Source organism: Aquimarina sp. AU58 (assembly GCF_900312745.1).
Lineage (GTDB): Bacteria > Bacteroidota > Bacteroidia > Flavobacteriales > Flavobacteriaceae > Aquimarina > Aquimarina spinulae.
Genome location: NZ_OMPD01000009.1, coordinates 691,877 through 704,439, shown reverse-complemented (window position 1 = coordinate 704,439; position 12,563 = coordinate 691,877). Strand labels below are relative to the sequence as shown.

The window sequence follows — 12,563 nt, the reverse complement described above, 5'->3', positions numbered from 1 at the left end:
CTACCCTATACACTACCATTGCTATATTAAAAAGATAATGGTAGCTTTGGGTGATTAATGCTTATAAACACCTACAAATGGATATATGTATACCCGTATACATATATTATTATTCTGAATAATTATGATCAAAATGAAAAGAAAATATCCATATTTTGCTTTTTGCATTGTAGTATTGATATCCATAGGATGTGCAAAAAAAGAAGTAAACAATATGCAAATAGACCATATCATACTGGCTATAAATGACCTTGATTTGGGCATTAAGCAATTTGAGGAATTAACCGGGGTAAAAGCAGTATATGGAGGCGGGCATCCGAACAGTTATACTCATAATGCTATTGTACCCATGGGAGATATGATTTATATAGAAATCCTGGCACCAAAGAATGAATTGGACACAATTCCTGAATTTTTTAAAAATATAAATGTTTTAAAGCCTATTGGTTTTGCAATAGCTACTGATACCATAGAATTTCTGGAAAAAACAATCGTAGACTCTCAATTTGAAACCAAAGGAATTGAAAATTGGTCAAGAAATAAACCCAACGGAGAGGAATTGAAATGGAAGTTATTACGGATAACTAATCCAGGGCTAAACATTAATCCTTTCTTTATAAGTTGGTCTGATCAAACAACTCATCCTTCGATTCAAGAGAACACGTTTTGTTTTTTGAAAGAATTTCAAATTAAAACTCCGAATAAGAAGGATATAGCAGACATTTTATTGAAGAACAAATCAACGATTCAATTCATGAAGATGGAAGATAGCGATACAACACAACTTAAAGTAACCATTAAAACCCCAAAAGGAGAGGTAACATTTAAATAAATTGCTTGTAAACAACAACAAAATCCAACAACACAGATTCACAATCCGTTAACGATAGTCATGCAAAAAAATTCTCCTCCTTCTATATACATTACCATTGCCATATCAAAAAGATAATGGTAGCTTTGGGTGATTAAATAAATAAAACGCTTATAAGCAATTACAAACACTTATAAGTGGGTATATGTGAATTGGTTTGCATATACTATTGTTGGCAACAATTAAAAAAAATGAATAAAACAATACTAATATTACTGACTTTAATAACGATTCTATCTTGTGAAAAAGAAAAAACGACTGAAATAATTCTCATTGGAACTCTACATAATCCAGAACCCAACTTTAATTCAGAAATCCTCTTTGATATACTAGAAGACATAAAGCCAGATTTAATATTACTAGAAGGGGATTCCTCTTTTTTCACCACTGATTTTAGGCTAAAAAAAGCCTTAAATAGTAATGAAACTATGGCATCTACAAAATATGCTGAAAAATACCCTATGACCAAATTAAGGCCCTATGGTTTTGAAGGTAGAATTCAACACAGAATAAATATTGGTTCTCGTCCCACTGATGGGTTAACTACAAAACTTCTAGACAGTTTAAATAAAGCCAATTTATTATCTGCTTCAGAAGCTAATATTTTTAATAAATGGCAAGCTCTTATAGAACCGCTAAAAGTACTAGCCTCTAAATCTCCTGAAAATTTTAATAACCCTACAACAGATAGTATTTGTGCAGAAAGGCAATATTATCAGTATAAGATGTTGACAAAAATAACAAATACAAGAGATGAGTTTGCAAACCGTTTTCATACTAAACCAAATGGACAAAAAATCAGTTATCGTGATGGATATCAATTAGCTGATGAGTTTTGGGATTTAAGAAATCAAACTATGGCTAAAAACATTATGAGAATGGCTGAACTAAACAAAGGAAAAAGAATTATCGTCACTAATGGGTTCATGCACCGTTATTATCTTATAAAAGAATTAAAAAGGTTGACCAAAGGAAAAAATATTATTTTAAAAGAGTTTTACGAAAAATAAAAAACTGTTGCCAACACCATATATGTGACCATAGCAGATGAGTGATCAATCGAATGGTTGTTGTATTTTTGGTAAGGTGCAATGCTTGCAGAAATGAAAATTCGCAACCAATGCGCAGAAAAGCTCAACGCAAAGTAACAATTTACTCTACTACGACACATATATTAAACGTTATGCATAATAATTATGAAAAAACTATTATTTATAATTTTTATATGTTCAATAATTTCATGTTCTAACGGAATTCCAAAAATAATGGACGGAAATTGGATTATTACTGAAATGGAATTTAATGGGAAAAAGGTATATCCAGAATCAATCTCTAATGGAATAGAAATAACATTTAATGTAACAGGATTTGAAAATGCTGAGAAAATCAAATTCCGAAATAATCGTTCTGAGGTTATCCTTCCGGGATTTAAAAGCGACAGAATGCATGTTGATTACATCAAAAATAACCAAGAAATTGAATTCAAATTAAGTGATAGTAACTACAATGATGAGATATTCAATTTTTCGAAAAAGGTTTTTCTTAATAGTTATAAGATACAAAAAGGTGAAAATGAAGGTGAGTTAATTTTGAAATCCAAAACAACGCTCTTAAAAATAATAAGCGAAGATGTTTTATTAGAGAACCAGGTTCAAAACATCTTCGATGGAATATAAACCATTAAAAAAAGAAAATAAAATTAACTTTATCGACATCAATCAACATTTTATGAGAAACCAAATTATACTAGTAGCTTGTTCTTTTATTTTTATGACCTGCAACAAAAATGAAACCACCCCAACCCTATCAAAACCTAAAGAGATCAAAAAAATAGAAGGAGCATGGAAAATGGTGTATGGAGAGATCAAAGAAGGAGATTCTGTAAAAATTAAAGACATGACCGCATCAGATTTTATAAAAATCATCGGTAAGGATCATTTTGCATTTTTTAATCAAGATCATACCAACCCAGATGGTTTTTATGGAGGGGGAGGCACCTATACTCTAGAAGGAAATACGTATACAGAAACATTACAATATTGTGCAGTAGAAGCTGTAAGAGGTCACAAATTTCCATTTACGGTAGAAATAAAAGGAGATACTCTTATACAATATGGGCTAGAGGAAGTAAAAGAAGCTAACATAAAAAGGTACGTTGTAGAAAAATATATTAGAAAGAATAAATAGTATATACCCAACAACGCGCATTTGCAATCCGTATAGTATAATACTCAGCGCCTTAATAGGCGTGAGTGCACTAATACATATATTTTGTTGTTGTAACACATTAAAGCAAAGAGAGTGAATCTCAAAAATTCCATATCAGAAATAGAAACATATAATAGAGATATTAAATGGTTATTTGATTTTACTCAAGACTTCAACAATCGAAAGAAATGGGATAAACAGACTTTAGAAATTGATTTCATTGATGAATGTGAGGAGCTAAAAAAAGGAGCTAAAGTTTTTACAAAATCAATAGAAGGTGTTTTTATGGAAACAGAGTATTTGACTTTTAAATCGCCCAATGAAATCTCAATCAAGATGCTTAATAAATCTCAAATTTTCAAGGATTTTATTGGAACGTGGAATTATTCTTCAAGTGACAACAATAAGACGGACTTAAAAATCACTTACTCTTTCAATTTGAAATTTCCTTACAGCATAATTAAACACAAAGTCACGCAAAAAATCAGATTGAATATGACTGAAAAATTAAGATTGCTTAAAGAATACCTAACCGAATTAGAAAATAAAAACGTGTTACAACAACGTGTATAGCCAATGGGCATTTAGAGATAAATTGAAAGTCCTGTTCTTTGAGCAGGCAATGCCAAAACAAAGTTTTGACGTTTAATAAAAAGAAAATTAAAAGTAAAAACGTTTGTTTTGGCTTAGTAGCAAACCGAAAGTGAGGTGCTTCGAACCTGCCCTACTGTCCATACACAAAACGTTAGCACACCATATAAAAGTTCGATCAATACCGTTTAAACGTGAATTCGACATAAGATAATCTACCTTAGGTATTTAAAATTTCATTAAAAGAAAAATTAACATTTCATTTTCAATTAGGTAACCAGAAATTAATGTAATTAAGTTAATTATAAAATACTTTTATCTTAAACTAAGATTATAAGAGGTGAAAGGCAATAGACTTATTTATGGAATGATTTTAACATTAATAATTTTAATTTTTCTATCAGAAAATTCTACTAAATTAAACTCTGGAGATATTGCATTTATTGGATTTAATGCTAGTAATGATAGTTTCGAAATTATAACTTTTATTAATATACCTCCAAAAACAACAATTCATTTTACAGATTCTGAATGGAATGGAAATCGTTTTGGTGCAGACGAAAATGATCTAGTCTGGGAAACAGGAGAAGAGATTATATCTAAAGGGTCTATAATCAAATTTACCAGTCTAGGTTCAAATCCCATTGTTTCCTCGGGCACATTAAAAAATACTCTTAGAATATCGAAAAAAGAAGAGGCAATATTTGCATACGTGGGATCGACAAAGATGCCCACTAAATTTTTGGCTGCAATGGCTAATGATAAACTTGGATACGGAACATTATTGAATACGGGATTGGATAACAAATCTGTATTAACCTTTCCAAAAGGTACAACCTATGCCACCTATAAAGGCCATCATAATTATCAAAATGTTAATGAATATATTGTTGCTCTAAACAAAATATCGAATTATACATTTCAATAATTAAATATAGATAACTATCTATTCTTATCTAATATCAAAGTAAAGTCGGATTTGCAATCCATACAATACTCATCGCCTACATAAAAACTTTGACAGGTGTAAGTTTTATGATATACATAAACGGATCAATTTTTGATAATAATTGCCAATATAATTTGTCACTACTTAAGATATGAATAGAAATTTGACATTATTAATCATTTTTATCCCTATTATATCATTTTCACAATCAATCAAAAATTGGAATGAGAAAACTTATGATGCTCTAAGTACAATTAAATCCGATTTAACAAAGGAACAGTTTAACTATTTTAAATCTATAATTCTAAACAGACAAAAGTATCAGACGCAAAAAAGAATAGATTCAACAAAGGGAGTTATCAAAATAGTAGAAGGTTATGATTTTAAAGAGAATAAGTTTGGAATTATTGAAGAATATCGTTTTTCAACTGGAAAAATATTCACTTATTTGAATAATTTAAAAGAATGGGGAGTGGGCTTCAATGATTATGACAATTTTGTTGAAGCAAGTATTAGAAAGCACAAAATTGATACAATTTTTCCACAAAAATACACTGCTGTATTAGGTTGCTCAGCAAATAAACGCACGATTAGAAAATCAAAAAGAATTGAGAAGATGGCTAAAAACCAAGGTGTTGTAATTGAAAATTATTTAAAAATAGAAACGTTAATTGACTCGGTAGCTGATAAAATTTATATTTCATTTCTAATTCCAAAAAGTGGAGCTAGAGAAGTTGAGATATCTTATGGACCATTTTATCTTGATGTTGAATTAGAATATTGGTTAAATTAAAACCTCAAAGCGTGGATTCACAATCCGTTAACGATAGCTACACAAAAAAGTTCTTTCCCCACTATATATATTACCATTGCTATATCAAAAAGATAATGGTAGTTTTGGGTAATTAAAAAAACAAAACACTTGTAAACCGATATATGTATACTGGTACATATATATTATTGTTAGCAATAATTTGGATGAACGAAATAATGCCCCAAACTAAAAACATCAATAAAGTTCCTACTCTCAATCTTCATATTGAATTGAATGTAAAGGACGAAATAAAGGTCAATCGAATATTAAGGCAGATTCAAGAAGCAATTGGAATTCCATTATATATTGAGGAAATTTATAAAAGTAATGTAAAAGAATTCACCGTCTTTTGTTATCTAATATCTGAATTTGAAAAAACCAATGATTCAATTGTATGGGCTTTAACTACATTGGATAAAGTTGGAGAAGAATGGTATATAGAATGTCCTAACTTAAATCATAAGCAATATTGGAAATTTAAAGGTACGAGAATGAATGAATGGAATACGTTTAAAATCAACGGCATAAGAAAAATAAATTTTGATTTGACTAATTTGGAAAAAACGGATAAACCAAAAACTATAATTAGCTAATAAATAAAACTATGTATCTTAACGAACATAAAAAAAAGAACATTGGAGTACCGAAAAACTAACCTTAAAACCATATGGCAACGCGCCAAGATTAGACCAATTTTATTACTTATTTCGTTTCAAGGAATTGCATTTACATTGTTCCTTTTCATCCCCTTAGCTCTGATGATAAACTCATTTAAAAGTGATTTACCTTATGTTGATAATGTAGAGGAAATAGAATCTAATGGAATTAAAGAAAATGCTATTTTAATCAATATAGAGTCAGTTAACAATATCACTATTAATGGTGATAATCCTCAAATTTTGACTTATGAATTTGAATCAAACGGAGAAAAAGAACAATCTAAATTTAATGTTTTCGATCCTCAGAAAACTAATAAACTAAAGAAAGGTGATATAATTCCAATTAAACATTTGGATGGAAAATCTATTCCAACCGAATTCGAACAATATTCCTTCGGTTTCGATTTTATCTATTATGTCGCTTTGGTATTTTTATTGGTCGGGTTAGTTTTTTGCTATCTTCTATACTCTCGGATTAAGAAGGAAATTTATCTTTACAAAACTGGAAGAATTAAAGAGGGTAAAATAATTTCAATAAGCCACAATAAAGGATTTACATTTTCAAAATTTGGAATGTCGATGGATGTACATTATGAATATAAAAATAATGTCTCCAAATCGAGGTCTAATAATTTTGCCTTAACCAACAATAAATCAATTGGAGATACAATTAAAATTTTGGTTTCACAAGACGGAAAAACATCTTGCTTATATCCAAAATTAATTGCTGAAATCAATGATTGGAAAGAAAATTACGTTGCTTAACACGGTGTATAAAACATTGCTAATAATTGTAAATCAAAAGGTTAGTGCTTATTTGCAAAAACCGCCAAATTTTTAAATTTGGCTTTTAAAATAGAAAAAGTAAAATCAGAACATAAAATTCGGCTCTGTGCTTATCCGAAATATAGTACTTTTAAAATTGCTACGTTTCATACACAGAACGTTAACAATAATTAAGATGGAAGAAAAGTTAAGTAAAGCTATCCTTTCTGGTAATATAGAATTTTTGAGGTCTTATATAAATGAAGGTGGGCATTTTAATACAATGACTCTTAAATCCCCAGACGGATATGGGAAAAAGCCACTTGAATTGGCCGTTTTATCACAAATCAAACACGATGGATCGTCTGAAATCACCAAATTAATTATAGAAAACTCTGATATTGAAGATCAAGCAGAGGTATTAGTTGCTCTCGCTTCTGAAGATAAAGGTTTGAAAGAGGTAAACATACTTCTGGAGAGTGGAGTATCTGTCGATGTATTACATAATGGTCAATCAGCTCTGCAAAGAGCAACAGGCAATAGTAATGTAAAGATGGTACATCTTCTATTACATCATGGTGCCGATCCTAATAAAAAAGGAGAATATGGAACTGCTTTAGAACTTGCAGAGGAAATGTATTACGAACCCGCATATATCGGTATGATGGAAGGCTTTTTAAAAGGTCAGCCAAAATCTCCATTCGACTTCGTTGATAAAGATAAAGTAAAAAAGCGATTGATTACCTGGGCTATTTGCTTAGAAAATTTTGGAAAAAACCATAAAGATCAAACGTTTTATGTTTTAGCAATTAATGGTGGTAAATTAATCGCCAATTCTGAAGAAGCTTTTCGAGCTACTCTTAAAACATATCAAGATCAATTTCCCAGCTACAACCAACCAGAAAAAATACAAGCTTTAAAGTATAGCCCCGGGGATTTTTCTTTTCATCAAATTGAAACAGAAATAGAAGGCGCTATAGAAGAGTATAAAGGCGCTATAGATTTTTCATTTATGCAGCCACAAGAAAATGATACTAGAACCGAAAAAGATTTACTAATAGAAGGTGTATTAAAAAATAAACAAGTATATACTCAAAATATAAAGATAACCAATGACTTTAGGATGATGACTCCTGGTCATTCTTATTGAAAAAACAATTGTTAACATTATATAAGTAAGAAGAAAAATAGATGGAAATACTAATAATTACCGGACCACCTTATTCTGGAAAAGGAACACAATGCGAAATTTTAAATAAGCAACTAGATTTTAAGCATATTTCAACTGGAGATCGATGTCGATTTGAAAAAGAAAACGGAACCGGAATCGGAAAGATAATGTCTGAGTATGAAGAAAAAGGTAATTTAGTTCCTGATTCTATAATGAAAGAATTATTTGGTCAAATCCTTGATGAAAATAAGGCTAACGGTGGGATAATTCTAGATGGTTATCCCAGAACAGAGGTTCAGGTTGATGATCTAATTGAATTGGTTGATCAAAAAAATATGGAAATTGGAAAAGTTTTAAATATCGATGTTCCTAAATCCGAACTTTTAAACAGAGCCAAGAAAAGAGCAGAAACATCTGACAGAAAAGATGATAAAGATCCTAAAATTCATATAAAACGAATAGAGGTTTTTGAAGATTCAACACGATCAGCTATTGAATATATGAAATCAAAACTCGAGGTCAAAACTTTTGACGGACTTGGATCAATTAACGAAATAACCGAACGAATAAAAGCAAGTTTATAATACGATATAACAATCGTACATATACCCTTATTAGTAAACATTTGAGAATGAAGTTTACGATTAATATATTACTCCTTTTCATCTTTACGTTTTCGTTTTCACAAAATCAAATTACGTATGAAAAAACTCTTTCTGACATCAAGAAATCTTCTAAGGTTTTATGTGCAAATTTGATAATCCCAAATAATGATTTTTCAATAGGAATCTATACAAAGGAATGGGAAGTTGAAGATTTGACAATGGAACAGTGTGGAGATATAAAAACGGATTCAATAAAGAGCTCGAAAATTATTGAAATTTTGACTTCAAGAAAGCTGTTGGATAAGTTGTATTTGAATATGGAAAATAACAAATATGAAAGTATAAATTCGCCTGACAAATTTGAGTGGAATAAAGCAAATCTGATTGTTGAACTGAATTTCACTCATAACTGGAATAGTGCTAATAAAGTTTATATTCCGATAAATAACAAAACACAAGCGAAGAAACTGATTAAATCAATATGTAAGATATTCGAGTCTGACTTTTGCTTTAAAAAATTAAAACAGAATTTATAAAAATACGTTTCACAATACCATATAAAATTAATTACCAGACAACGCACATTTGCAATCCGTGCAATACACTCTATGAAATTCAAAATCTCAAATAATAGAAAGGCTGGACTTTTCCGATTAACGCAATGGGAGACTTATGATAGGTTAATAGAAGGTGTTCCTACTCAAAGTTATAATGACCGAGAAATAGAAAGGATAAAAACAGATTTGAGAAAAAGGTGGAAAAAAATACCCGTTCATGTTATAGAACCTAAGCAAGAAATCAAATCAGAATGGATCAATAAAAAAGGAGAAAGACATCAAGAATTACCCAAAGTTGTATGTATTGGTTGGTTTAGATATGAAGAAATTAATGATCTAGAAAATAGTTCAACACTAGTAATTGTTTGGTTTCAGAATAATTATGCTTTACCTATTAGTGAAGAAAATCTCAATGCAATTGCCAATTTGGATTGGGATCGCTTATCAATCCTCTATTCACATTACTAACAACAAACCCAAAAAACCGAAAGCGCTGATTTGCACCTTAAATCCGTGTAATACAATACTCATCGCCTACATAAAATAATAAATGTGAGTGTTATATTATATAAAAACACAGATTTGTCGATGGTTTTGTAACTTTACTCTGTTACGACATAAATAATAAACGTAATGTACAAGCCCGACTTAGAATGAAGATATTAACTAAGGGAAAATATTATGGAATAAAGGATTCTGAAAAATCATTTGGTGGGATTCTGCTATCACAATACGATTATAAAAAAGACAGAACAGACTGGCACTACCACGAAAACCCATATTTCTGGTATATTCTAAATGGTGATATGATGGATTGTAATAAGAACGTGAAGACCTTGTGCCCATCAGGAAGCTTAATGTTTAATAATTGGCAAGAAGTTCATTATGGCTCTAAACATTCTAAAAATGCTAATGGTTTTCATTTAGAATTTCAAAAAAAATGGTTGGATACTAATGGGATAGATTTGGATTTACTTGAAGGGAGTCTATTAATTCAAAACCCACAAGTACATTTTCTTTTTGCAAAATTATATTATGAATTTATAAACTCTGATCAATACAGCGAGGTTTCTGTAGAGGTTCTATTATTACAAATTTGTGAAGCATTAAGTGGATTAATAGAAACCAATCTCAAAAATATCCCAAACTGGATAAATGATCTAAAAGAATTACTTCATTTCGATAATTCAAACCTTAGCTTACAATACCTTTCGGATCAACTAGGAGTACATCCCGTTCATATCTCAAGGGCAGCACCAAAATATCTCTCTACAAGTCTTGGAGAGTATGTAAGGCAACATAAATTAAAAAAAGCTATACCTCTACTGCTCGACCCAAGTAACTCGTTGACTAAAATTGCATATCAAACAGGTTTTTCTGATCAAAGCCATTTTAACCGTGTCTTTAAATCCCATTTTAATATGAATCCCAGTTTCTACCGAAAAAGAATTACATAAAAAATAGCAATGTTAATCTGATACAATTTTTGTAAATATCAATACGCTACTTTTGAACCCAATTAAAACTTAAATTATGTTTAAAAATTTAGCGTTATCACTCTTGTTATGTTTCTCATTTTTTACAAGCTGTGCTCAACAAAATATAGTAGATTTTATAGGAGAATGGGAAGGAAAAACAACGAACAAAGACGCCCTTAACCTAGACATAATCGTTAAAAAACTGAGTGAAGAAGATGCCGTTTTTACACTTTCAAATAACAAAGAAATTATAACGAAAAAATTCAAATTTGATAATAGAATCAATCTTGCATTAGGTGATAACCTTATTTTTAGTGGAATAGTTAATGACGGGCAATCAGAAATAAACGGTTTTATGAAATCAAAGCGGTATTTGTACCCTGCTAAGCTCTATAAAAGAGGAGATCATTTTGAAGGGAAGTGGAATCTATCGGTAATTCATTATCTACAGCCTCAATCTTTGCGTTTAACGATAAAAGAAGGTGGTGGATCTGATGATGAATATCGAGCTTACCCAATTCTTGGAAATCTCTGGTGCAATAATTTTAAGAAAAAGAATAATTCTATTTCATTTACAGATTCTAATACAGGCCTTGAATTTGAAGGGTTATTAAAACCCTCTGAAGTTGTATTAAATATTAGTCTAGAAGGGAATTTTATTACAAAAACATCATTTAAAAAAATCACAAAGTATAAAAAGACTGCTTCAATAGATAAGAATTCTCAAATAAACGACGGCTGGGAGTTATCAAAAAATGGATTAGTACTACAAAAAATGGAAGAAGATATTCGTAATGATAGTCTAGTCGGAATAGAGGGAGTACTCATTGCAAAAAATGGTAAAATCACTTATGAAAAATATTTTGCAGGTTTCAATGTTAATATTCCGCACGGTATGCGTTCTGCCTCAAAGAGTATCTCATCTGCCATCATCGGTATAGCCATTGATGATAAAATTATAGAGAATGTCGACAAAAAACTATATGATTTTATCCCTCAAGAATATCAGTATACAAAAGATGCCCTAAAATCTAAAATAACCATCAAAGACTTATTGACGATGAGTTCTGGATTAGATGTAAATAACAAAGCATATGAAGAGTACTACCAAGAATCAAATAATTGGTTAAAAACGGTACTTGAAGCACCTATGGTAAAAGATCCTGGAACTTATGCCGATTATGGGTCTGCAAACCCATTTTTACTTGGCGTTTATTTAAGTAATCGATTAGATGTACCCTTAGAATTTTATATGGCTGATAAGCTTTTCTCACCTCTGGGAATTACAAATTACATATTGAATACCGACGATACAAAAGCCATACCTTATTTTGGAGGTGGGTTTCATTTAACCCCAAGGGATATGCTTAAGTTTGGGCAACTTTATCTAAATGAAGGTGTATGGAATAGCAAACGAATTATTTCAGAAAATTGGATAAGAGAGTCTTTCAAGAAACATACAAGATTGCAGGATAGAAGAGATAAAAATGAATATGGTTATCTATGGTGGCATGATACCTATATCATCAATGAAGAAGCAATTACATCTATTGAAGCACGAGGTGCCGGGGGGCAATTTATTTTTATAGTTCCTGCGCTAGAATCGGTAGTTGTAATAACAGCAGGAAATTATAGGAATAGGAAAGGTAACCAATCACGGGAAATATTTGAAGAGTATATTCTTCCTGTGCTGTTGAATTAAAAAACCAGCACATAACAAGGTATATGATTAGTCGCTAGTGCTAGCTTACTTACAAAAACCCTCACGGATTTTCTACCCGACAGCGCAGAGTTATAATTCGATAACGATACTCAAATAAATAAAAAATTCCCTGCCATATACATTACCATCACTATATCAAAAAGATAATGGTAGCTTTGAGTAATTAAAAGAT

The 12,563-nt window shown here is 30.6% G+C and carries 15 protein-coding genes; all 15 read left to right on the top strand.

Translation table 11 applies throughout. The features are described from left to right. Window positions 1–133 precede the first annotated feature (133 nt). The 15 genes from DK441_RS09650 (at window position 134) to DK441_RS09580 (ending at window position 12,370) form a co-directional block, all read left to right on the top strand. Entirely contained in the window at window positions 134–832 is a 699-nt protein-coding gene (locus DK441_RS09650) for a VOC family protein (protein WP_160112027.1), read from the top strand. Between the two features lie 230 nt (window positions 833–1,062). Continuing rightward, on the top strand, window positions 1,063–1,881 hold the full coding sequence (locus DK441_RS09645) for a hypothetical protein (RefSeq protein WP_109098526.1): 819 nt from the start codon (window positions 1,063–1,065) through the stop codon (window positions 1,879–1,881). 255 nt (window positions 1,882–2,136) lie between these two features. Continuing rightward, window positions 2,137–2,547, top strand: coding sequence for a hypothetical protein (locus DK441_RS09640; protein WP_025668096.1), 411 nt, complete (start codon window positions 2,137–2,139; stop codon window positions 2,545–2,547). Then, entirely contained in the window at window positions 2,537–3,058 is a 522-nt protein-coding gene (locus DK441_RS09635; RefSeq protein ID WP_109098525.1) for a hypothetical protein, read from the top strand. The genes DK441_RS09640 and DK441_RS09635 overlap by 11 nt, the downstream gene beginning before the upstream one ends. Window positions 3,059–3,172: 114 nt before the next feature. Next, window positions 3,173–3,652 (top strand): hypothetical protein, encoded by a 480-nt coding sequence (locus DK441_RS09630; protein WP_109098524.1) that lies wholly within the window; start codon window positions 3,173–3,175, stop codon window positions 3,650–3,652. A 385-nt stretch (window positions 3,653–4,037) separates the two neighbouring features. Continuing rightward, entirely contained in the window at window positions 4,038–4,598 is a 561-nt protein-coding gene (locus DK441_RS09625) for a hypothetical protein (RefSeq protein WP_160112025.1), read from the top strand. A 172-nt stretch (window positions 4,599–4,770) separates the two neighbouring features. Next, window positions 4,771–5,412, top strand: a complete 642-nt coding sequence (locus DK441_RS09620) for a hypothetical protein (protein ID WP_109098522.1) — start codon at window positions 4,771–4,773, stop codon at window positions 5,410–5,412. Window positions 5,413–5,597: 185 nt separating this feature from the next. Continuing rightward, a complete protein-coding gene (locus tag DK441_RS09615; protein WP_160112024.1) occupies window positions 5,598–6,026 on the top strand; it encodes a hypothetical protein in 429 nt (142 codons plus the stop codon). 42 nt (window positions 6,027–6,068) lie between these two features. Next, entirely contained in the window at window positions 6,069–6,857 is a 789-nt protein-coding gene (locus DK441_RS09610; RefSeq protein WP_160112023.1) for a hypothetical protein, read from the top strand. Window positions 6,858–7,053: 196 nt separating this feature from the next. Continuing rightward, the gene (locus DK441_RS09605; protein WP_109098519.1) at window positions 7,054–8,007 is read left to right on the top strand and encodes an ankyrin repeat domain-containing protein; all 954 of its coding nucleotides are present in this window, start codon (window positions 7,054–7,056) and stop codon (window positions 8,005–8,007) included. 41 nt (window positions 8,008–8,048) lie between these two features. After that, the gene (locus DK441_RS09600) at window positions 8,049–8,612 is read left to right on the top strand and encodes a nucleoside monophosphate kinase (protein WP_109098518.1); all 564 of its coding nucleotides are present in this window, start codon (window positions 8,049–8,051) and stop codon (window positions 8,610–8,612) included. Window positions 8,613–8,659: 47 nt separating this feature from the next. Next, a complete protein-coding gene (locus DK441_RS09595; RefSeq protein WP_109098517.1) occupies window positions 8,660–9,169 on the top strand; it encodes a hypothetical protein in 510 nt (169 codons plus the stop codon). Window positions 9,170–9,241: 72 nt separating this feature from the next. Continuing rightward, entirely contained in the window at window positions 9,242–9,658 is a 417-nt protein-coding gene (locus DK441_RS09590; RefSeq protein WP_109098516.1) for a hypothetical protein, read from the top strand. A gap of 185 nt (window positions 9,659–9,843) precedes the next feature. Beyond that, window positions 9,844–10,647, top strand: coding sequence for an AraC family transcriptional regulator (locus tag DK441_RS09585; RefSeq protein ID WP_108807354.1), 804 nt, complete (start codon window positions 9,844–9,846; stop codon window positions 10,645–10,647). 76 nt (window positions 10,648–10,723) lie between these two features. Continuing rightward, window positions 10,724–12,370, top strand: coding sequence for a serine hydrolase (locus tag DK441_RS09580; protein ID WP_109098515.1), 1,647 nt, complete (start codon window positions 10,724–10,726; stop codon window positions 12,368–12,370). The last annotated feature ends 193 nt before the right edge of the window (window positions 12,371–12,563 follow it).

What these genes read in the sequence shown, in the direction of transcription:
- DK441_RS09650 (WP_160112027.1), top strand. Translation starts at nt 134, where the DNA reads ATGAAAAGAAAATATCCATATTTTGCTTTTTGCATTGTAGTATTGATA.
- DK441_RS09645 (WP_109098526.1), top strand. Translation starts at nt 1,063, where the DNA reads ATGAATAAAACAATACTAATATTACTGACTTTAATAACGATTCTATCT.
- DK441_RS09640 (WP_025668096.1), top strand. Translation starts at nt 2,137, where the DNA reads ATGGACGGAAATTGGATTATTACTGAAATGGAATTTAATGGGAAAAAG.
- DK441_RS09635 (WP_109098525.1), top strand. Translation starts at nt 2,537, where the DNA reads ATGGAATATAAACCATTAAAAAAAGAAAATAAAATTAACTTTATCGAC.
- DK441_RS09625 (WP_160112025.1), top strand. Translation starts at nt 4,038, where the DNA reads ATGATTTTAACATTAATAATTTTAATTTTTCTATCAGAAAATTCTACT.
- DK441_RS09620 (WP_109098522.1), top strand. Translation starts at nt 4,771, where the DNA reads ATGAATAGAAATTTGACATTATTAATCATTTTTATCCCTATTATATCA.
- DK441_RS09615 (WP_160112024.1), top strand. Translation starts at nt 5,598, where the DNA reads ATGAACGAAATAATGCCCCAAACTAAAAACATCAATAAAGTTCCTACT.
- DK441_RS09605 (WP_109098519.1), top strand. Translation starts at nt 7,054, where the DNA reads ATGGAAGAAAAGTTAAGTAAAGCTATCCTTTCTGGTAATATAGAATTT.
- DK441_RS09600 (WP_109098518.1), top strand. Translation starts at nt 8,049, where the DNA reads ATGGAAATACTAATAATTACCGGACCACCTTATTCTGGAAAAGGAACA.
- DK441_RS09595 (WP_109098517.1), top strand. Translation starts at nt 8,660, where the DNA reads ATGAAGTTTACGATTAATATATTACTCCTTTTCATCTTTACGTTTTCG.
- DK441_RS09590 (WP_109098516.1), top strand. Translation starts at nt 9,242, where the DNA reads ATGAAATTCAAAATCTCAAATAATAGAAAGGCTGGACTTTTCCGATTA.
- DK441_RS09585 (WP_108807354.1), top strand. Translation starts at nt 9,844, where the DNA reads ATGAAGATATTAACTAAGGGAAAATATTATGGAATAAAGGATTCTGAA.
- DK441_RS09580 (WP_109098515.1), top strand. Translation starts at nt 10,724, where the DNA reads ATGTTTAAAAATTTAGCGTTATCACTCTTGTTATGTTTCTCATTTTTT.